This window comes from Adhaeribacter pallidiroseus (assembly GCF_003340495.1).
Classification (GTDB): Bacteria; Bacteroidota; Bacteroidia; order Cytophagales; family Hymenobacteraceae; genus Adhaeribacter; species Adhaeribacter pallidiroseus.
In genome coordinates, this window is record NZ_QASA01000001.1 from 5,406,320 (window position 1) to 5,428,052 (window position 21,733).

The window sequence follows — 21,733 nt, forward strand, 5'->3', positions numbered from 1 at the left end:
CGTCAGAAATTTCAATTTTTTAAAATTATTCAACCTCGCCCCAGGTACCGCGGAACAAGACTACCCGCCACCCATCGGGATCTTCGAAGGTAAACGATTTATCTTGCCAGTAAGGGTTCTCGGGAGAAACCGGGAAATAACCTAAATTTTGTAGGCGCACTACAGCCTTGCTGAACTCTGTTGGATCAGGAATATACAATACGAGTAAGTTGTCTTTGGTAGGAGCGGCGCCAGGAGAACCGGCTTCGTGCTGTGTGAACTCCAGGTGATACTCCCGGCCTGGTAAACCCACCATAACGCCGCTGTACCCGGCATGGTCGGTAAAGGAGCTTAACTGGGGTAGGCCTAAGCCTTCGGTATAAAACGGAATAACTTTGGTGAGTTGATTCGTGGGACGGGCAATCCGAACCTGCGCAAAGGAAATCATACGGCTGGAAAGAGAAAAATTTAAAATTTTGCGTTAAATAATAGCTCTAGCGATTAAGGCTCGACGTTCTGGATGAGAGATAAATTTAAGGATTAGTTGGCTTGAGTTGCGGGTAATCCAGCACCAAATTACACATCGCTTTTACGCCCAGTTTAAAGCCGCTTTCGTCGATGAAAAAATCCGGAGTGTGGTGCGAGGGCGCTTCCAGGCGGTTTTTACCTTTGGGCATGCCGCCCAGAAAAATAAATAAACCGGGTACTTTCTCCTGGAAAAAAGAAAAATCTTCGCCGCCGGTTACTGCCGGGCGCAATTCAATATTTTCCGGACCAGCGGTGCGCTGCAAAGTGGGCAGCATTTTTTCGGTTAAAGCCAGATTGTTAAACGTTACCGGGTACCGGATGCTCAGCGGAATTTGTACTTCGGCGGTAGCGCCGGCGCTTTCGGCGGTTTTGGTAGCTATTTGCTTTACGCGGGAGATCAGCATTTTTTCGTCGTCGGCGCTTAAAGCGCGCAACGTACCCGTCATTTCTACCTGCTCCGGAATGATATTCGAGCGGTTGCCGCCCTGAATGGTGCCAATGGTAACAATGCCCGGGTTCTCGGTAACGTTTAAATTGCGGCTGACAATGGTTTGTAAATTATTGATAATCTGCGCCGATACCACAATCGGGTCGATGGCGGACCAGGGATAAGCGCCGTGGGCTTGCTTGCCTTTCACGGTTATTTTCATGTCGTTGACGCTGGCCATGGTGCCGCCCGGCCGGTAAGTAATTTTGCCTACTTCGGTTTGCGAGTTTATGTGCAGGCCAAAAGCCACGTCTACTTTCGGGTTCTCCAATACGCCTTCTTTTACCATTAATTCGGCGCCGCCTTCTTCGCCGAAAGGCGCACCTTCTTCGGCCGGTTGAAAGATAAATTTAACGGTTCCGCTTAGCTCGTTTTTCATACCCGCCAGTACTTCGGCCACGCCCATTAAAATAGCGACGTGCGAGTCGTGACCGCAGGCGTGCATCACACCCACCGGTTGTCCGTTGTAAGTAGATTTTACTTTCGAAGCAAAAGGTAGCGGTACGCGTTCGGTTACGGGTAAAGCATCCATATCGGCGCGCAGAGCTATTACGGGTCCGGGTTTGCCGCCTTTTAAGATACCTACTACGCCGGTTTTAGCTATGCCGGTTTTTACTTCTATGCCCAACGCTTTTAAATGCTTGGCCACGATAGCGGCCGTTCTTTTTTCGTTGTTGCCTAATTCCGGATTCTGGTGAAAGTCGCGGCGCCAGGTAATTACTTTTTGTTCTACTTTATCAGCGGCCTGGTCTACTTGATTGGTTAAAGCGGTTTGCTGCGCTACGGCCGGCAAAGCTAAGAGCGCTCCTAGTAGCAGTGAGTAAATATTTCTCATGAAAATAAGCTTCGGATTTGTTTACAGGTTAAAGTAACAATAAGTAAAGCAAAAGCCAATTCAGGAGTAGGAGCAATTAGCGGAAGAAAAGCAATGGCCATGCTTTCATCTAATTTTAAATCGGTAAAACTAGAAAAACTAACTGGCAGCATTGAAAAAATTTAAAAAAAAACCCGGAAAGTTTACGAACCAGCCGGGCTTATTAAAAATTTAAAAATAATACTAGAAGAACATGGTTTTATTTAAAGCCACCACCGCGGCTTTAAAATCTTCGCGGGCCACTACAAATTGCACGTTTACTTTGCGGAGCGAAAAGCCGGCGCTTTTAATATTAATGCGGTGTTCGGCTAAAGCACCGGCGGCTTTGGCTAAAACACCGGGCTGGTCGATGTTGGAGCCGATCATGCACACAATGGCTACTTCCTCCACGGTAACTTCCTGAAACTGCTTTTCCAGGGCTTGTACCAAATCGGCTTTATAATCTTTTGCCCAGATAACCATGGAAATGCTGTTAGCGCTGGTGGCTTTAAAAATATAGCTGATATTAAACTGGTGAAACGCCTGCATTACTGCGAAATCGGAACCCACGGTGCCTACCATTAAAGGATCGTAGATATCCAGAATAATTACCTTATCGGTGCCGGTAATTACTTCTACGCGCTTGTTGGGCCACACGTAATCGCGGGTAATTAAGGTGCCGGGATGATCGGGTTCGAAGGTGTTTTTAATCCGCAGGTTAATGCCGCTTATTTCCAGCGGTTTGCTGGCCTTCGGGTGAATGGCTTCCATGCCCACGTCGGCTAACTGGTCGGCTACATCGTAATTGGTATTTACCACGGGTACGCAGTTCTCTAAACCAACTAATGCCGGATCGGCGGACGATAAATGGTATTCTTTGTGGATAATGGCTTCCTGGGGTTTTAAGGCCACGGCTACTTTGCAAAAAGTAACTTCGGAATAGCCCCGGTCGAACTCCCGCATAATGCCTTCGGTACCTTTGGTGTAGCCCGTAACCACCGTAATGGTATTTTCAAAATCAATGCCTTGCAGCGAATGCGCGATCCGTTGATCGATGGTATACGGCTCGTGGTCGTGGAAACCGCTTAAATCTACCAAGGTGGCGTGCACGCCCTGGTTCTGTAATATATTTACAAAGTTAAAAGCCGAATGCGCTTCGCCGATGGAGGCTAAAATTTCGCGGGCGGCTTGTAAAATGCTGCCGGCGCTTACGTAACCAGAGGCCAAAACATTCACCAGATTTTCCAAGAATTGCTGGGCTTCGTGCAGGCGCTGCCGGATGAAAGTATTGGCTACTTCTACGTTCAAGCCCAAAGGTTCGTAACTTTTGTTGATTTCCTGTAATTTTTCAGAAACCAGGCTCAGCGATTGGTGAAAATCTTTGTGGCCCACAATGTGGTGGTACACGCCCGGTTCGCCGGTTTTTTTATTTTCGAGCAGTAAATTGGTAACGCCTGCAAAAGCCGACACTACAAAAACCCGGTTATATAAGTCACCGCCGGTTCGGCCATGATAAATAATGTTTTCTAAAACTTTATCCAGGGCACTCATACTGGTGCCACCAATTTTTTCTACGGTTAACATGCTTTTTGTAAAATAAATGAAAGTTCGCCGATCAGAGGCGGGTATAAATTCCCCGGGTTAAATACCGAACAGCTTTTCTTTTTAATTTTCAAACTTACTAAAATGAAAATAAGCTTACCAAAACAGCCCGCTTATTTTCGCGCAAGGAATAAATTAAAATTTAAAAAAACCGCCGGGCTACAAGTTATACTCCTGAATTTTCCGGTAAAGTGTGGTTAAACCAATGTGCAGCAAGCGGGCCGTTTCGGTTTTATTGCCCTGCGTCTGCTGCAAAATTTTAAAAATATGGTTGCGTTCCATGGTGCTCAGAGCGGTTTCGCTTAGCTCCGCGGCGGGTAAAGGAGTGTATTGCTGAAACTCCGGGGGCAACAAGGGCAACGTTAACGTGTCGCTATCGGCCAGGATAACGGCGCGTTCTATCACGTTTTTTAATTCGCGAATGTTGCCCTGCCAGGCGTATTCCTGCAGCTTTTGCACGAAGGCGGCATCCATTTTATTTATCCGCCGGGTTAATTTAGCGGCGTAGCGGTGCATAAAAAAAGTAGCGATTTCGGGAATATCCGTTTTCCGGACGCGGAGCGGGGGAACCGTAATTTTAAAACTGGACAAGCGGTAATATAAATCAAGGCGGAAATGCCCCGCTGCGGCTTCTTGTTGCAAATTCCGGTTGGTGGCCGCCACCATACGGACATTTACCTGCACCGGTTTGGTGTCGCCGAGTTTGGTAAAAGTCTGGGATTCCAGCACCCGCAGAAACTTCGCCTGTAGTTCCAGGGGCAATTCGCCAATTTCGTCTAAAAATAAAGTGCCGCCGTTAGCTTCTTCAAACAAGCCTTTTTTATCGGTGAGGGCGCCGGAAAAAGCACCTTTGCGGTAGCCAAATATCTCAGATTCGAGTAAATCTTTCGGGAAAGCGCTGCAATTAACGGCCACAAAAGGTTTGGTATTGCGGCTGCTACCCCCATGAATGGCTTGCGCAAATAATTCTTTCCCCGACCCGGTTTCGCCTTCCAGTAAAACCGTAGAATCGGTGGGCGCTACCCGGTCGGCCAGATCTTTGGCTTGTTTAATCGCGGTTGAATGCCCCAGAATGGTATCGAAACTGTACTGTTTACTAACCTGCTTTTCCAGTTCCAGCACGCGTTGCTGCAAAGCGGCTTTTTCCATGGCCCGGCTTACCAGCGGAATAATTTTATCGTTGTCATCGCCTTTGATTAAATAATCAAAGGCGCCGTTTTTCATGGCCGTTACGCCATCCGAGATAGTGCCGTAGGCGGTAAGCACAATAATTTCTACGGCCGGGTAAAGCGTTTTTATTTTAGCAGTAAGTTCTATGCCGTTGCTATCCGGTAGTTTTACATCACTGAGCACCAGTTGAATTGGTTCTTTTTCGAGTAGCCGCAAACCAGCTTTGCCGGTGGGCGCTTCAAAAACCTGGTAGCCCTCCAGGCCAATAATGCGGGCCAGCAAACCACGCAGTTTGTCTTCGTCGTCGATGATTAATATGTTCCCGTTAGTCATTTTTTAAATTTCTGCTGCTCAGTTTTCTTATTGGCGATACTATGGCGCGGAAGTTACTTCCGGGTCTTACTTGCAATCCTTTCCTGAATGCAGATTTCTTTTCTGGTTTTATGCGGAAAGTCACGGAAGTAACTTCCGCGCCATAATTGTTACCGGTGGTCATTTTTTAAATTTTTTAACCTAATTTGTTTACCGGCGGGACTGTACAATATGCCCCTCCTGGCGAATGAAAGTGCCGGTCCGGAGTAAGTCTTCCACCAACAAATCTATTTGTTCCCGCAACTCGTCGGTGAGCCGGGGAAAACCTAAGAGCTTACTAGTGGCGGGGGCAATGTCTTCGGCAGTAATGCCGTACGATTCGGTAATTACTTTTTGAATAATCAGCTTAATTTCTTCCGGCGCAATTAAATCCAGGTCCCGGGCCGAGGCGGGCAATTGGCTCCGGTCCCGGGGTTGCGGCTGGGCCATAGAGGTAAGCCATAAGAAATCACCTTGTTGCCGGAAAGCATTTTGTTGCAAGCCAAATTTAACCGCTGCTTCCAAGGCCGCTTTTATCCGGGGACCAATTTTAGGCACTTCGGCGGCCTCGGCAATGCGCCGACTCACTTCCGTAACGTGCACCGGACTTTCTGCTTGCACCACCTGCCACACCCACTCGGCTAAAGTAGCAACGGGAACTTCGGGGAGGGGCTTATTCCCGTTTTTTATCGAAAGATTTGCTACCTGGTACAAGGGTAAACCTGTTTTTTGTTCTGTATTAGTTGGCGAATCCCGGGGAACTAATGCATCTGCTGGTTGTGGTTTAGGCGATGAACCGGGTGTTTTCGATATTGCTTTTTTACCCATGGCTTGTTCTATAGCCGCAACCAGACGGTTTAACTCGGCTTCCGGATTCCGGAACCAATCAGTACTCCAGACGTGGTATAACTGCCAACCTAAACTTTCCATTACAGATTGCCGCAAGCGGTCCCGGTCGCGGGCGGAGCGAGCACTGTAATAGGTAGCGCCATCGCATTCTAGCCCCAGTACATATCTACCTGGTTCCTGCGGGTCTACCGCAGCAAAATCTACGTAAAACCCGGCAGAGCCTACTTTGGGTTTTAGTTGATACCCTAAGTTTGTCAGGGCTTGATAAACAATCTCCTCGAATGGAGCCGCCTCCACTTCTGGGGTAATAATGTTTTCCTCAGTTGCTAAATAGCCATTTTGCGCGTAGGTTAAAAAAGTTTTAAAAGCCTGTACCCCGCGCGAAGGTGTCCGGTTTAAGTCAATATCGTCGGGCGATAAATTGGTAAATATTTCACAGCGCAGGCGCGCCCGGGTAATAAGTACGTTTAAGCGCCGTTCGCCGCCGGTACTGTTCAACGGGCCGAAATTCATGGTTAAGTTACCATCGGCGGTGCGACCGTAACCCGTACTAATGAAAATTACATCGCGTTCATCGCCCTGCACGTTTTCTAAATTTTTTACAAAAAACGGTTCGTTGGGGTGGGCCTGAAAAAACGCTTCGGCTTCCGGGTCGGCTTTGCGTAGAGTTTCGAGTTGGTTAATAATGGCCTGCATTTGCGCCATGCTGAAAGCAGCCACTCCCAAGGTTAGCTCGGGATGGGTGCGGGCGTGCTGCATAATCGCTTGCGCCACGGTTTCGGCTTCCTGCGGATTAGTGCGCGTTTTGCCGCGGTCGTAAAAAGTATGGGGTAAGTGGTGGTAAATTAAGCCGATTTCTTTGCGGCCCGCATCGGGGCTGGGGAAAATAACCAGTCGGTTTTCGTAAAATTCCTGGTTGGATACCGCAATGAGCGACTCGTGCCGGCTGCGGTAATGCCAACGCAACATGCGTTGCGGCGCTCCCTGCGCCGCAAACAAACCCAGAATACTTTCTACATCCGTGGTAATATTTTCTTCTTCTACTTCTTCCTCGTTTACCAGCGAATCAAAGAAACTCGTGGGGGGCATTTGTTTGCTATCACCCACCACAACGGCCTGTTTAGCCCGCATAAGGGCGCCAAAAGCATCGACGGGTTTTACCTGACTGGCTTCGTCGAAAATCACCAAATCAAATTGCAGGCATTCGGGAGGTAGAAAGTTGGCAATAGAAAGCGGTCCCATCATAAATACCGGTTTTATCGCTTGAATGGCATTACCGGCTTTAGCCATTAATTGTCGGATGGGTAAATGGCGGGCTTTTTTCTCAAATTCCCGCCGCAGAATACCTAATTGGCCCCCGGCCTGGTGTAAAGGTAAATTTTGCCAGTGCGTTAAGGCCAACTTAGCCCGATTATAGGCCAGCATTAAGGTATCTAATTCGTTAAATTTTAAGATTACTTCTTCGTGACCGGCCCGTTGGAACTGCTGCAAAGCCGGACGTTCGGCGTAAGCTTTTTCCAGAAGCGCTTCCAGCCAAGTTTGCCGGAAAGCCGGGTACAAGTAAGTTCCAGCTTCGGGCCAGGTTAAAGTCCGGTTTATTATTTCCTGTAAACCTTCTTGTTGTAAGCGAGAGGTTAAATTATTCCAGCTTACTATTTGGTGGAGTTCGGGTAAACGTTGCTGCCATTGCTGCAGCAGCGTTAATTGTTCGGTAAACGGCAAGTTTTCTAAATAATTTTCTTGCTTAAAGCGCAGCACTTCGTCCAGCAAAAGTAATTGTTTTACTTCGGTTAAGTGAGCGCGATGGTTTAGTAGCTGTTGTTCCAGTTGTTGTACGTTTGGTTGGATAGCAGCTAGGTTTGGTTCGCCCGCCAGAAAATCCAATATAGTTTCAGGAACCAGTTGGCTGGTTACATCTTGGTGCAGCTCGGTAAGCCAGCTTTGTACTTTTGCTAAATGCGGCCAATCCGAGCGTTCGCCCCACCATTGTTTTCCGAAAGTAGCTTGTCCTAACTCCTGGAATTCCAGAATTACTTTTTGCTGCCGGTTTGCTTCCAAAATAGCATCTACCAGCTTTAATTGTTCGTTGGTACTATCCGGCAAAACTGTTTTGCTATAACCGGCCAGCTTTTTTTTACTTTTCCGGTAAGCATTTGCTAAGAAACGCCACCATTTTTCGCCGTAGGTCATCAAATTTTCCCGAATCTCTAAAGCTTCGGCCGTAGCTGTCCAGGCCTCCGGGAGCAGCTTGTTTTGAAATTCCACCTGAATAGCCGCATACGTTTTACCCGCCGTAAGTAATTGCTCCAGTTCGGCTTGTTGCTGCAACCAGCTACCTGCTTTTATCACTACGCCCGCATAGTTGGGGCTCTGAAGCAAGCGGTTTGCCAATGCGCTTAACGCCACTGTTTCGGAGCGGTTGGTTGGCAAAGGCACCATCATAACCAAAGCTAATTGCTGCGCTTTTGGTTGCAGGGCGGTTATGGCCTGGTGGGCAGCGGCTAAAGCTTGCGCAATTTGATTTTCTTCGGCGGGTAGTAATTGCTGACGCTGGCTGCCCCAGAATAATAGTCTAGTAGGTTCGCCGGTTTGTTTTAAACGAGCTTGTAATTCCTGAACCAGCGCGTCGCGCCGGCGAAATTCATCGCGCGACCAGCTTAATAAAGTGGGTAAAGCAAAACGGGGCAAATCGGCCTGGGGGTATTTTTCGCGCAACTGCAAAAGCTCGCCGTAAACATCGTACGTAGTTAAATCGCTTTGCGCAATGGGTTTATTTACGGCTTCGCAGTAGCTGTTCAGGCGTTCGCGCAATTGCACGAGTAAGTTAAGTTCGCTTTCCTGTTCTTTAACCTTGGGTTTGCCTAAGTTCAAAGTGCGGGCCAGCTCCTTGGTTACTTCTTTTTTGTTGGTTTTATGGCTGTGCAATTCCAGACAGGCTTCGCCCAGGCCAACTTTATCTAAGCGGCGTTTTACTACTTCCAATGCCGCCATTTTTTCGGCGACAAACAATACGGTTTTGCCTTTGCCAATCGCTTCCGAGATAAGGTTGGTGATGGTTTGCGATTTACCGGTACCGGGCGGCCCCTGAATGATTAAATTGCGGCCTTGATTTACGTCCAGAATAGCCAGCGTTTGCGACGCATCGGCATCTACTACCTGGCGCACTTCGGTGGGATTTAAATGCGGGTCGAGGTGGTCTTCGTCGGAAATAAACGGGGCTGGTTCCTGAAACCCGTTTTCGTGCAGTAAGGCTTGCAGCAGCGGGTGTTGTGCTGGGCTCGCTTCTTCCGACCAGTTAGCGGCATCCAGGTCGTTGTACATCATAAACTTCCCGAAAGAGAAAAAGCCCAGCGCAATGGCCGTAGAATTTATCAGCCAGCCTTTGCGTCCCACAATTTCTTTCCAGACTTCATCAAAATAGCTGGTTACATCTACTTCTTCGGTATCGGGTAGTTCCGGAATGCGGAGGTTGAAATCGGCTTTCATCTTGGCAATTAGCGATAAGTTTTCGCCTACTTCGCCGCCGGTATACCGCAACTGAAACCGTTCCCGCGCCGAGGAACGCCCTAATTCTACCGGAATTAACAAGATCGGCGCTTGCCGGGCATCGTCTTGGTTGCCGGTTTCGTACCAGGTAAGCATGCCCAAGGCCAAGTACAAAATATTTACGCCTTGTTCTTCTACAAACAGCCGCGAGGCATGATAGGTCTGCAGTAAGCGGTTTTCCAGTTTAAGCGTGGTTTCGCGGGTTTGTAGTTTATTATCGGTTTGGGCTGGGGTAATGGTTATCGCCTCGCCGGGACTTTTACCATTTTCAGAGGAGTTGAAAACAGTATCCAGAATGCTGTTGGCCGTTTTGCTATCGACGGGTAGAAACGTCATGGCTTTGCCTTCGGTTACCAGTAAGCGGTAAACCTCGGCGGGTACTTCGTTTACAATTTCTACGCCTTTGGCTTGCAAAGGCCGGTAATTCAAAAGCGGATTGCGTAAACTCAAATCGAGTAAATCGCGGCGCGAAGCTTCCAAACGGGTACTTACTTGGGATAGGGCAGTCATGAGCAATATTTCAGATTCTATGCGAATCTAAATGTTTTCCGGCAACAAAACCGGTATTTTTCCGAAAGAGCAAACCCGGACATTTTTATAGGTAAGTAACTAGGTTTTCTAAGGAGCGTGATTTTTAAAAATTAAAAAATCACGCTCCTAAAAATCTACCTACTGTATTACCAATTACTGACGCGAGCGTCCCCGCTCGTGTCTAACCATGTGGTTGGCCTCTGGCCGGGCGAACCGAAAAACTTTTCTTTGAAAGCGAATCAGCAACAAATTTTAACCGGCCAGAGGCCGGACGATAATCATCACAAGCGTGGACGCTCGCGATATAACCTCGCGGGATTACTAAGAATTAACAGCCTTATTGTATATGCGAGGTACTCGGGGCATTTGATTAATGGATCGTGGCTATGGCTCTTTCCAAGGCGCGGTCTTTGCCGCTTAATACTTCGGCTTTGGTGTTTTGTATGAGAATACCCGGAGCAATGCCAATTCCTTCGTAGCTTTTACCATCGGCCGGGCGGATGTCGTTTACGCTGATGGTGTAGTACCAACCGTTCGGTAGTTCGCGGCGGGCCTGGTCGGAGTAGCAACCCAGGGTGGTATCTCCCACTTGTACGATGGGCTTTTCGGCTTTTAAAGCCCACAGGAGAATTTCACCGGAACTGGCGGTCCAGCGATTGGTTAATACTACGATGGGTTTGGTGTATTGGCTTTTGCCTTCGGGTTGTACGTACCACTTTACCGGCGCTGTAAAATCGGTGTGCTTTGGTCCGTTGCGCTTACGCGAGGTCATAAAAAAGTTTTTAGAGGTGGCAAACCGGCCGGCAATGTACGCGCTGCTTTTATCGTAGCCGCCTTCAAAATCGCGCAGGTCCAGCACTAAACCGTCGGTGTTTTTTAAATAATCCAAAAGCGTATCCATAGCTTTCGCGTAGTATCCTTCGTCTAAGCCAGAATCCAGCAGATGAATATAGCCGATTTGGGGCGAGAGTTTCCCGTAGGTGATAGACTTGCTGTATTCCTTAGCTTCGGTGAGGTATTTATCTTTTACTATTTGCAACGAGAAATCTTCGTGTTGCAGTTTGCCACCCAAGCCTCCGTCGTACCGCATAGGGTTTGGGCCCGGCGCCAGCATGGTTAAGTGGCTGTCGTTAAAATGTTCGAGCATTTTAGAAGTAATTTTAAATAATTCGGCATCGGTAGTGGTGGGTTTTACTTGGGGGCGGTATTGCTGGTAAAGCGCATTCCAATCTACATTTTTAACCGCGATAAAAGCCGATAAGCGATCGTACTCCTGCCACAGCATTTCAAAATTTTGCTCCGGATTATTAGACTTGGCAGGTCCAACTAAAGTTTCTTCGCAGGCTCCCAAGCCTATTAGTAAGAATAAAAACAACAATGTATTTATGATTAATTTTTTCATGGTTTTAAGAAGTGGTAAATTAGAATAGGTGATTAATTTGGAGATTAGCGGTATGCGAATAAGCCTTAATAGATTGTGGTTCCGGAGCGTGCAGCCATTGAAAATCGTAAGCAACACCCGCTTGCCAATGACGGCCTAACCGGTACTGATAAGTTGCTCCGAAAGAAAATTTTTGAAATTTATCCGGAAAGTTTAGTTCGGTTCCTTCGTCGAAAAAAGCGTGGAAGTTGCTGTGCGTAGGGTCCGAAATAACGTTGCTATACGGCATGCGCGACACTACTGCCAGAACCGGAATAGCCGCTTTAAACTGAAGCTGTTGTTTGGTATTTAGCTTTTTTTCGTATTGGATTGTTGCGTTTAAAGTAGCGAAATTGTTGGCCCAGGTACTCCACATCCCAATATTATCGGAGTAGCCCAACCATTCCTGCAATGTAATTCCGGCAAAAATTTCTTTGTTGCCGCCGGTTCTGAGTTTTCGCAAATAGCCCGCTTCTATTTGCCCGATGTACAAGGTGGGCGCGTGTACAAACTGGCTGGAAGTAGTTTCGCCATAGATGTTGGCGCTGGTAAAAGTATATTCCCGGGCGCCGAGGCCTTTGGGCAAAGCAGTTCCGGTATTTGCCTGCAGATTTACAAACGACCGGGATTTAATGCCGGCATGTTCGTACCCAATGCTTACCCCGTTTAGGTTGGCCTGGTAAATATTCGGTGAGGCTTGTTTATCCAGGAAGTGGAAGCTACTGCGTTTATACGCAAAGGTAAGTTTCGATAATTTCAGGTCTTGCGCCTGGGCTTTTACATTAATGCAAAAACCTGTTATTGCCACAAGAGCAAGCATACAAAGTTGTTTCATAGAGGTTAATTGTTAGGCAATAAGATACCAGCCTGGTTGTGCACCAGATTTTTAAAAAATTTAAAAAAATACAAGTTGATTTAGCCCGGAGTAGTCCGGCTTTGAGGTTTATTTGTTAACGGCCGAGCTTAGCTTTTTTTTACGGATCAAGCCCAGGGTAAACTCCATCTCGGCGTCGCGTTGTTGCAGAATATCATCAATGGTAGGTACCACTTCGTGGTCGGGTAATACGCCACGGTCTTTGTAAGGGTAGCCCGAAACGGCCATGTGGTAATCCCATTGCGGCGTGGCTAGTTCAATACCGGTATTCGGCAATACCGCCACTACAAAAAAACCACTGGTATTGCCATAGTACCCGCCACCGGTTTCGCGGCCCACGAACGTAGCGCGTTTATTATGGTGAGCAATAGCGGCAAACTCCGAAGTTACCGAGAAGCTGTAACCGTCTGTTAACACGTACACATCGCCTTTAAAGGGGTTACGTTGCGGTTTTTGTTCTTTTAAAGTTTTCTTAAAGGAAATGGTGTAATGCCCGTCTTTGCTTTTGGTAATTAAAAACCGCCGGTAGATCGGGAACATTTTGGGTACCCAAGCAACGTGCTCGGCAAAGCTGAATTTCTTCTTCTGCGCTACCCGCAATTTATCGTAATACCGGAAAGGCTTATCGCTCAGGTACGAGTACAATAAGGAGCCCCAACGATCAATGCCGCCTTCGTTGCCGCGCACGTCAATAATTAAGTTCTGAATGTTCTTTGCATTTATTTGCCAGAAAGTATCGCGGTAAAACTTTTTCACGTCCATCTGGTCTTTGTAAACATTAAAATTATCGATGCGGAGAACAGCCGTGCTGTGGTCTTTGTATGCCAGGCGCATGGGCAATTGCTTGGGCTTCTGGCTTTCTTTTTCCTTTTCGAGTTGCTGAATGGTAGCTAACGTAATGGCGGCCACTTCCGCGGTTTTTACTTCGCCGGAGTTATTTCTTTCCCGGTAGGAGATGGTATAACTCGGCGACCCACCCATGTAGGTGCCGTAGTAAAAAGGAAAGAAATTACTGATAGACTGGTACTTAATCGCCTGGCTATTACCATCGGCAAAATAGACGGTAGGAATTAACTTTTTTATAATGTCCGGGATAGATTGACCATTAATGGCCGTTATCTCGGAACCCAGTGGTATATTATTAGAACCCGCATTATTACGGACCAGGTGCGCTTGTGTCTCCGTAAAATGTAAATCCAAGGGAAAGAGCTGATCCAGGTTGTAGTAGTACTGCCAATGAGGGCGCTCGTGCGGCATGTATTTAATGTGGCCTTCTTTAATGGCCACAATAATGGGGGTAGCCGCAACGTAAAACTCTTGCTGGGTCATGGGCCGGTTCAGGGTATTACCGATGCTGTCGAATAACACATCAAAGCGCTCTTTGGACGTATAGCGGTAAAAGCCCGGGTGCGACTCATCCAAAATGGTCCGCATTAATTTTAAATCGGCTTGCAACTGAGCCGGAGTAAATTGCTTGGCTGGATCAGTGGCCTTAGTTGGCGCAGGAGTATTCTGGCTCATAACCTGGTACGAGCCGAGTACAAATAGAGAGGAAAATAAACAGCGTTTCAAGTAGGTGATTGTTTTCATAGTTTGGATTGATTGAACGCTGCAAAACTAATTACTCCAGGAAGGCGAGTCGTCTTACCCGCTAAGTTCAGACGCTTTTTCGGGTGTTTAGTGGCCTAATCCGCTAAGTTCAGACGGGTCTGCGCCTGATTTTTTACGTACTCCGAGGGCGTCTGTCCGGTTTGTTTTTTAAAAACAGCATTAAAAGTAGCTTTAGAATTGAACCCGGCTTCTTCGGCCACGGCCAGGTTGGTGAGGTGCCGGTACTTCGGGTTTACCAACAATAGCTGCGCTTCGGCTACGCGATATTGGTTAATAAAGTCGTAAAAATTTTTCCCCAGCCGTTCATTAATTACCCGAGATAAATGGTGCTTCGGAATCTGCATGGTATCGGCCAGTTCCTGAATGGTAAGATTGCTTTGCCGGTAAGGCTTTTCCTGCTCCATAAATTCCAGTAATTGGTCGAGGTACAACTGACTATCTTCCGGCTTCAGTACTGATTTTTGATATTTGGAATTTATAGCCGTAGCCGGCGGTAAAGCTATGGCCGGTTCTTCCGTAGCAGTTTGCGTTATTAAAACGGGTACCGATTCTGGGTTTAAATTGGGCGGTTTTGGTGCGGGTTTATCCAGAAAAATGCGAGGCTGGGAGAGCGTTTTATAACCTACCCAATAAATCAGGAAAACAACTCCGAAGTAATGCAGGTGGTATTTATAGATTATGGTTAAACCCGGCAGACCCCATTTTTGGGCATAAAAAGCTACCGCCGACATAAACAAGATGCCTAACACCGCATATATAAACTGCCGCAGCCATTGTAACCGGATTTGCTCCACCTCCGAAAAGGTATTTTCAATTTTGCGCCGGTATTTTTTCAATTCTCGTAGCGAAAAAATTAAATAGAGAAGAATCAGTAATAAAGTTATCTGCCCTAGAAAGCCAAAATCGTCTTTGCGCGCCAATTCAAAATCGGTGAGGTAAGCTATTTTTTCGGCCTTAGATTTTAAAAAATAGGGCAACAAGTAAACGAGCGTAACTAAAAACGGTATAAAATGGATGCCATCCAATGGTTTAAACCGGGGACGTTTAGCGGTAAGCTTCTGAATAAACAGGTAAATAAACGGCGCAAACAAGGTCGGGAGAAGCCAACCAATTTTGCTCAAATGCGGAAATGCCAGAAAAAATGCGCGGGTATCAAAGGCCACCAGCACCGATTGCGCTGATATGAGCAATATAAGCGCCGCTAATAACTTATTAGCTAACGGATTGGCTTTGCGGGTAGCCAGCAGAAAAGCCAGGCACAAACCCTGCAACGCACCTCCCACCAAAATATATTGAACTGCCTGAACAGACATAAACCAAACACTTAAGCGCTAAGCAAAAATAAGTATTTCCGGCAGGTTCCGATTGGGTTACTTTAGAAATATCAATTTAATCAAAAGCTGATTTTTTAAAAATTTTATATTTTGCCAGCCTTTATTTCGGTTTATCTTAGAAGAGTATGGCCTTCATCACTTGAAATGAAAATCCCACTAGCCATTTATTTAATAGCTAGTGGGATGATAAAAGATTAAGCTGGAACTTAAGCCAGCGTAAAATCTGGTAACGGAATTATCTCGCCGCCTTTCACCGCTGATTCGTGGGCCAGAATACCCACGCAGGTAATATTAGCCGATTGCTGGGCATTTGGATACGGTTCGCGGCCTTCTACTAAAGCGGTTAAGAACTCGTGTACCAGGTGCGGGTGCGACCCACCGTGACCAGAGCCCTGAATAAAAGATAAGTGCTGGTTTTCACCGGAGTCGTATACGCCTTGCTGGGTAAACGATTGAATCTCCTGCGGCAATAAATGCGCGTAATCCGGGGTTTTTACTTTCTCGGGAGTTTCGCCGGTATGGATTACGTTATCTTCGTGCTCCACCAACGTCCATTCGAACGATTTTTTGGAACCGTACACATCAAAGCTTTCGCGGTATTGGCGTGCCGTGTTAAATAAGGAGCGGGTTACCTCAGCCGACAAATCCGAATCTTTTAGTTTAATGTGGCAGGATTCAATGGCAAATGGAGAACCGTATTTCGAAATTAAGTTTTCATCGATGCGGCCGGAACCAAAACACGACACGTATTCGGCTTGCGCTTTTGGCAAAGCTAAAACTGGTCCTACACAATGAGTAGCGTAATGCATGGGCGGCAAGCCTTCCCAGTAACCTGGCCAACCGGCCATTTCCTGCTGGTGCGAAGCCCGGATAAATTGCAGCTTGCCCAGTTCACCTTTCTCGTACATTTCTTTCACGAACAAGAATTCGCGGCTGTAAATCACCGTTTCCATCATCATGTAGGTTTTGCCGGTTTCTTTTACGGCTTCTACAATCTGGCGGCATTCTTCTACGGTAGTAGCCATAGGAACCGTACAAGCCACGTGCTTACCCGCCCGCAAAGCGGCCAGCGATTGCTCGGCGTGGCTTTGAATGGGGGTGTTAATGTGAATGGCATCTACTTCCGGGTCATTTAACAACTCGGCGTAATCGGTGTAGCGTTTTTCAATTCCAAAAGCATCGCCTATTTCGTTCAGCTTTTCTTCGTTCCGCTGACAGATAGCGTACATGCTAGCGTTCGGGTGTTTCTGGTAAATAGGAATAAATTCGGCACCAAAACCGAGACCGACAATGGCTACTTTGATTTTTTGTTGCGTCATAGTTTTTATGATTTTTGAAATTAGTACGTTTTTTTAAAGTTTTTTAGGCTGTTCTTTGGAGCCGGTTCCCGTCTCCAGGTATTGGTGCTGTCTAACTTGCTGGCTTCAAGTTTGCCTCGTGGCCGACGGGCCTCGTTTGGCTCTTCCGGGCTGGTCTAAGCTTCCTTTCCTCGTACCTCGGAATGCTGCGCACCGGAACCTTAGAAGGCCCTACACAGCCAAACTGGTGTCGTTTATGCTTAGCTTCGGCTTGTCTCACTCATTTAGAATAGAAGAATGGTTAATTTAGTTAAGACTTTATTATAGCTGTCATTCAGGAGGAACCTATTTAGCTACGTAGCCAACTAGGTTCCTCCTGAATGACTGAAAAATTTTAAATTTTTTTAAAATTTTGCTCATAAGCTATGCAATAAACAGCCTGAGCCAGGTGCAAGTGTTGACGCTAAACTGTTTTGTTGGTCAGCGAGTTTTTAGCGTCTTGATTTTTGTTGGTTCTTTTTGTATCAAGACAAAAAGAACAAAGACCTGAGCAATGAAACAACTTCACTAAGTTATCAAGCAACTGCACTAACTATGCGAACGAAAAATTTTAAATTTATTTACTTGATCTGATTCGCAAGGCACGGAAGTAAATCCGCGCCATAGTGCGCGCTATGCGAACAAGAACTGGAAATCTACTTTGCTATTAAAGCACTCGCAATACCATCTTCCTGCTTAACCTTTTCTTCCCCTTTAGCCCATTTTTTTAAAAATTGAATGCCTTCCGAAGCAAAACCATCCTGGCTTTCGGCGAGTGGGCGCCAGATGCAGACGGCTCCGGCCAGTTCTTTTACGTTGGGGGTGAAACTTTCAATGGCAACGGCGCCCTGGTAGTTAATGGCGGTTAAGCCGCGGTAAAAGGCATCCCAGCGGGTTTGGCCGGTGCCCGGCGTACCGCGGTAATTTTCGGATACTTGCACGTGCCGCAGTTTATCGCCCGTTAAAAGAATGGCTTTCTCGATATCTGGTTCTTCAATGTTCATGTGGAAACCATCCAGCGAAACCTGGGCAGCCGGATGATTGATGTCGCGGATTAACTGCATCACGTCTTCGGCATTGTTTATTAAATCGGTTTCGAAACGATTGATGGGTTCCAAGGCAATGGCTTGGCCGTATTGGTCGGCGATAGCGCACACTTTTTGCAGGTTGGTAACTGCCCGGTCCCATTCAACTTTCTTTTGTTCCGGCGAAACTAACCTGGCTTTACCCACCGCTGAATACATCGGACCCGATACAAAAGAACAACCAATGGCTTCGGAAATCTGAAAACATTGGGTAATGTATTCGATGCTGTTACGTTGGTAGAGTTCGTCTTCGTGGGTTAAATCGCGGGTAGTACCAAAGGCACCGCAAATTAGACCTTCCAAACCATTTGCCTCCAGTGCTTCTTTCAACTTGGGAGCGTCTATTAAACTGGTATCCTCCACGGGAATCTCTACTACGTCGTAACCCATCGATTTAATTTTGGGAAATAATGCCAGCGTAGTGGAATCGAAAGGGGACGTCCAGAGCCAGGTGCTTACGCCAAATTTTACGTTTAATGCCATAAAAATTTAAAAATCTGTGAGAAATAAATCCGGCAGAAATCAGAAGCCTGCCGGATTTTTAAATTTTATATCCGTTAGCCTTAGTTCGTTACTTTCATAACCCCGTTCATGATGCGCCAGTGACCCGGGAAGGTACACACGTAAGGGTAATCGCCGGTTTTTTGCGGAACTTTAAACCGGATTACCGTACGGCCTTCGGGATTCACTAAGTCAGTAGCGGCAATTACTTCGTTCATTTTGGGCACGTAATTTTTCTCAGCGCCTTTCGGGTCGGCGGCTAGTTTATCCGCGGCAGCACCAACTTTATCGGTCATGCCGGTCATTACCAGTACCCAGTTGTGCTGCATAAAATCCGGATTTTCCAGTACCAATTCTACCACCTGACCGGCTTTTACGGTAAAGGTTTTTTTATCGAATTGCATCTGTTCTTTCACCACTTTCAGGTTAATGGTAACATCGGCTTTTTCGGTGGCAGGCACCGCGGTAACCACAATAGAACCTACTTCCAGGAAGGTATTTGATAAATTACCATCAAAATTAAAATCGTCTTTATAGGGGCCAAATTTTTTGTCGTCTTTTCCACCTACACCAATAGCTAAATCAGAGGTAAGCGGTTGTTTAAACAAACCTGGCGCTTTGCCTTCAGCTACCGTTTTACCATCGAGTTGCAGGGCCAACTTGCCATTTTGCGCTAATTGCGCAACCACTTCAAAGCGGTTTTCCTGCGGCACAGGAGCAGAAATAGAATAAGGTTTGCCGTTTTGTTTTACCAGCAAGTTTACCTTATCGTCATCAATGTACAAGCCGTAGCCTTGGTTAGTATCGCCGTGCGTCATAATTACGCCGCTAGGTTTGCCGGTTCTTGGTTTTATTACCGCCGATTTAATGGTTACTTCTTTGCCTGCAACATTCGGAGCTTCGGTGGCCGGCATCCGTGACCATCTTTCCAGTAACCGTACATCTTTATCTAAGCTTTGAGTAATACGAGGTACTAAACCAGCCGAAGCTGATTCAGCGGCTTTACCGTCTTTTTGCATGGCTTCTTTAAAGCCTGCCTGGTGCTTGGCCGTGGCTACAAATAAAGCCTGCGCTAAGGCTGGGTCTTTGTCATTGTCAGGGGATAAACTAGCGGTATAAATTGCTTGCCCAATATCCGAAGCCGTTGGCATTTCGGCCAGGGCCAGTATAGCGCTTAAACGGGTGGGTTGCGCCGGGTCGTTAATCAGGTTAGATTTTAACAAAGCTTGTTTTACTTCCGGCGTATGGGGTAGTACCTGAATAGCGGTTTTACGAACGCCCGCTGCCGGGTGCGATAAAGCTCTGATAGCTACCTGTAAAGCTTCTGGGTTAGAGCCCGATAATGCACCTAAGCCGTGCATGGTCCAGAGCGCGTGCACTGCCGGGGCGTTTACCCCAATTTCGTCTACGCTTTGGTTAGCGGCTATTTTGTACAATTCTGGTAATACAGATTGGTGTTTGCCTTCCACGATTAACCGCTGGGCCGTAGTACGCCAAAACATATTATCGTTGTTTAAAGCAGCTACTAAGGTTTCGGGTTTGGTTTTGTCTAATTTAACCGGATCATACGGTTTGGCGTTTTTGTAAACTACCCGGTAAATCCGGCCTTTATCATGGTCGCGCAAAGGGTTAATGTAGGCATTGCCTTTGCCATTTTCGGCCTGGTAACCGCCACGCTCTGGCGTAGGAGTAGGGTTGTGCTGAATTATAAAGTCGTACCAGTCGGCGACCCAAACGGCGCCATCCGGACCAACTTCGGCGTGTACCGGGCCCATCCATTCGTCGGATGAAGCCAGGAAGTTCCAGCCGTCTTTTTCGACGTAACCGGCACCGCTCGGCTCCATAATGGCGTTATGCACTACGCGGCCGGTGGGTTCGCACACAAAAGCAATGCGGTTCCAGTATTCTTTCGGGAAGTTACGGGCCGTGTATAAGTTATGACCCGCCGCCGCGGTAAAGCCGCCTTGTACGTCCACCTGGCGCAGGTTGGGCGTCATGGTGTGCATGTCGTAATGGCCGTCTATTTTCTTAATTCCTTGCGCGCCGCTGCCGCCAACCAGCACTCTTTTTAAATTTTTATCGGGCATGTAGTAATACGCGCTGTGCGTATTATTGGCCGTGGATAAAAACACGTCAAAATTTTCGTTGAAGCCTAAGCCCCAGGTATTGTTGCTGGTTTTGGCTAGATATTCCAGGTTTTTACCATCGGGATTAAAGCGGTACAAACCCTGGCTAAAGGCAAGATTCTGGTTTTCGCCGGTGCCTTTAAAAGCCGAGTAACCCACGGTGCCCCAGATTTTGTTATCCAGACCGTATTTTAAATTAGAAGGGCCGGCGTGCGTATCAGATTTTCCCCAGCCTTCCAGAATTACTTCGCGTACATCGGCTTTGTCGTCGCCGTTGGTGTCTTTTAAGAATAAGAATACCGGGGCTTGCGAAATAACAATACCGCCGTTGGCAAACACAATGCTGGTCGGGATATTCAGTTTATCGGCGAAAATGGTAAACTTATCGGCTTTGCCGTCGTTGTTGGTGTCTTCGCAAATTTTAATGCGGTCGTCGCCAACGCCATCTTCTTCGCGTACTTCGTTGGGATAATCTACGGTTTCAATTACCCACAAACGGCCGCGTTCGTCCCAGGCCATGGAGATGGGATTGATAATATCCGGCTCGGCGGCAAATAATTGCAAATCAAAATCAACGGGTACCTGAATGAGTTTCTGCGACTCGGCGGGACTTAACGGATTTTGAAATTTCGGCGCCGGATTGCGCTTTTCGTAATTCGGTACGGCGGCATCTACGTACGTTAAAGTAGGTAAGGCTAATTTCTCTACTTGTTTACTGAGCTTATCACCTACCGCCCATAAAACACCGTTGCCAATTAATTTCTGAAAGCCGGGGTTATTCCAGGTGCGCTCGTCGTGGCCGTAAGCGGTATAAAATACGCGGCCTTTGCCTTGCTCCCGCACCCAGGTCCAGGGTTCCGGGCGGCCGCCTTCGTCGCGGGTCATGAGTACTTTATTATCCGGATTTAATTTATCATGCACGTAGGTTTCGTCCCAGGTAGAAAACTCGGTAATGCCTTGCATGGTGGGGTGTTTGGCATCCGTAATTTTCGCCGTAAAATCGCCGGTTTTGTGGCTTTTAAACTGGCCACCCACCATTTTAATGTAGTTCTCGGAATTCTGAAAACAAAATGACGCGCAATGAATAGGAATAAAGCCTTTGCCGCTCTCCACAAACTCCGTTAACGCCTGGTCCTGCTCTGGTGCGATTTTTTCGTGGTTGGCGTAAATGATCAAACCATCGTATTTTTTTAAATTTTCGGAATTTAAATCCGTGGGAGTGGTGGTATAGGTGATATTGATGCCGCGGCTAAACAAAGCCGTGGCCAGGGTGGGGGCGTATTTATCGGAGTTGTGGTGCTCGCTTTTATGACCTAAAAACAAGACTTCGATTCGCCGGGGAGCTTGGTTATTGCTTTGGCTGGAGTTGGGGTTTTTCATACAACTACCCACCAGCAGCGCAATCAAGAGAACTAAATAAATACTACGTTTCATGTGCATATTTTACTTTCCTACCTACAAGAATTTATAATATTACTAAATAAACCTGCTAAAACTAAGACGCTTTTACAAGTTTACTAATTTATTACCGGGTATACTGCCTGTTTTT

At 47.0% G+C, this 21,733-nt stretch carries 12 protein-coding genes; all 12 read right to left on the minus strand.

Translation table 11 applies throughout. The features are described from left to right. Positions 1 to 25: 25 nt before the first annotated feature. The 12 genes from AHMF7616_RS21555 to AHMF7616_RS21610 all read right to left on the minus strand — a co-directional run bounded on the left by AHMF7616_RS21555 (position 26) and on the right by AHMF7616_RS21610 (position 21,618). The gene (locus tag AHMF7616_RS21555) at positions 26 to 427 is read right to left on the minus strand and encodes a VOC family protein (RefSeq protein WP_115374765.1); all 402 of its coding nucleotides are present in this window, start codon (positions 425 to 427) and stop codon (positions 26 to 28) included. A gap of 85 nt (positions 428 to 512) precedes the next feature. Further along, positions 513 to 1,829: an amidohydrolase gene (locus AHMF7616_RS21560; protein ID WP_115374766.1), complete on the minus strand. Its 1,317-nt coding sequence runs from the start codon at positions 1,827 to 1,829 to the stop codon at positions 513 to 515. 222 nt (positions 1,830 to 2,051) lie between these two features. Continuing rightward, a complete protein-coding gene (locus AHMF7616_RS21565; RefSeq protein ID WP_115374767.1) occupies positions 2,052 to 3,431 on the minus strand; it encodes an aspartate kinase in 1,380 nt (459 codons plus the stop codon). A 177-nt stretch (positions 3,432 to 3,608) separates the two neighbouring features. After that, a complete protein-coding gene (locus tag AHMF7616_RS21570) occupies positions 3,609 to 4,952 on the minus strand; it encodes a sigma-54-dependent transcriptional regulator (RefSeq protein ID WP_115374768.1) in 1,344 nt (447 codons plus the stop codon). 189 nt (positions 4,953 to 5,141) lie between these two features. Beyond that, positions 5,142 to 9,875 (minus strand): DUF3320 domain-containing protein, encoded by a 4,734-nt coding sequence (locus AHMF7616_RS21575; RefSeq protein ID WP_115374769.1) that lies wholly within the window; start codon positions 9,873 to 9,875, stop codon positions 5,142 to 5,144. A gap of 391 nt (positions 9,876 to 10,266) precedes the next feature. After that, positions 10,267 to 11,298: a S41 family peptidase gene (locus AHMF7616_RS21580; RefSeq protein ID WP_115374770.1), complete on the minus strand. Its 1,032-nt coding sequence runs from the start codon at positions 11,296 to 11,298 to the stop codon at positions 10,267 to 10,269. 19 nt (positions 11,299 to 11,317) lie between these two features. After that, entirely contained in the window at positions 11,318 to 12,151 is an 834-nt protein-coding gene (locus AHMF7616_RS21585) for a hypothetical protein (protein ID WP_147275751.1), read from the minus strand. Between the two features lie 108 nt (positions 12,152 to 12,259). Next, positions 12,260 to 13,780, minus strand: a complete 1,521-nt coding sequence (locus AHMF7616_RS21590; protein WP_115374772.1) for a S41 family peptidase — start codon at positions 13,778 to 13,780, stop codon at positions 12,260 to 12,262. A 95-nt stretch (positions 13,781 to 13,875) separates the two neighbouring features. Next, positions 13,876 to 15,114, minus strand: a complete 1,239-nt coding sequence (locus AHMF7616_RS21595) for a helix-turn-helix domain-containing protein (protein WP_115374773.1) — start codon at positions 15,112 to 15,114, stop codon at positions 13,876 to 13,878. Between the two features lie 227 nt (positions 15,115 to 15,341). Beyond that, a complete protein-coding gene (locus AHMF7616_RS21600; RefSeq protein WP_115374774.1) occupies positions 15,342 to 16,454 on the minus strand; it encodes a Gfo/Idh/MocA family protein in 1,113 nt (370 codons plus the stop codon). A gap of 674 nt (positions 16,455 to 17,128) precedes the next feature. Next, positions 17,129 to 18,040 (minus strand): sugar phosphate isomerase/epimerase family protein, encoded by a 912-nt coding sequence (locus AHMF7616_RS21605; protein WP_115374775.1) that lies wholly within the window; start codon positions 18,038 to 18,040, stop codon positions 17,129 to 17,131. A gap of 80 nt (positions 18,041 to 18,120) precedes the next feature. After that, positions 18,121 to 21,618 carry a PVC-type heme-binding CxxCH protein gene (locus AHMF7616_RS21610; RefSeq protein WP_115374776.1) on the minus strand — a complete coding sequence of 1,166 codons (3,498 nt, stop codon included), beginning with the start codon at positions 21,616 to 21,618 and terminating at the stop codon, positions 18,121 to 18,123. Positions 21,619 to 21,733 lie beyond the last annotated feature (115 nt).

Coding starts and splice junctions, on each gene's coding strand:
- AHMF7616_RS21585 (WP_147275751.1), bottom strand. CDS start 12,151: ATGAAACAACTTTGTATGCTTGCTCTTGTGGCAATAACAGGTTTTTGC.
- AHMF7616_RS21605 (WP_115374775.1), bottom strand. CDS start 18,040: ATGGCATTAAACGTAAAATTTGGCGTAAGCACCTGGCTCTGGACGTCC.
- AHMF7616_RS21610 (WP_115374776.1), bottom strand. CDS start 21,618: ATGAAACGTAGTATTTATTTAGTTCTCTTGATTGCGCTGCTGGTGGGT.
- AHMF7616_RS21580 (WP_115374770.1), bottom strand. CDS start 11,298: ATGAAAAAATTAATCATAAATACATTGTTGTTTTTATTCTTACTAATA.
- AHMF7616_RS21590 (WP_115374772.1), bottom strand. CDS start 13,780: ATGAAAACAATCACCTACTTGAAACGCTGTTTATTTTCCTCTCTATTT.
- AHMF7616_RS21555 (WP_115374765.1), bottom strand. CDS start 427: ATGATTTCCTTTGCGCAGGTTCGGATTGCCCGTCCCACGAATCAACTC.
- AHMF7616_RS21595 (WP_115374773.1), bottom strand. CDS start 15,114: ATGTCTGTTCAGGCAGTTCAATATATTTTGGTGGGAGGTGCGTTGCAG.
- AHMF7616_RS21565 (WP_115374767.1), bottom strand. CDS start 3,431: ATGTTAACCGTAGAAAAAATTGGTGGCACCAGTATGAGTGCCCTGGAT.
- AHMF7616_RS21560 (WP_115374766.1), bottom strand. CDS start 1,829: ATGAGAAATATTTACTCACTGCTACTAGGAGCGCTCTTAGCTTTGCCG.
- AHMF7616_RS21570 (WP_115374768.1), bottom strand. CDS start 4,952: ATGACTAACGGGAACATATTAATCATCGACGACGAAGACAAACTGCGT.
- AHMF7616_RS21600 (WP_115374774.1), bottom strand. CDS start 16,454: ATGACGCAACAAAAAATCAAAGTAGCCATTGTCGGTCTCGGTTTTGGT.
- AHMF7616_RS21575 (WP_115374769.1), bottom strand. CDS start 9,875: ATGACTGCCCTATCCCAAGTAAGTACCCGTTTGGAAGCTTCGCGCCGC.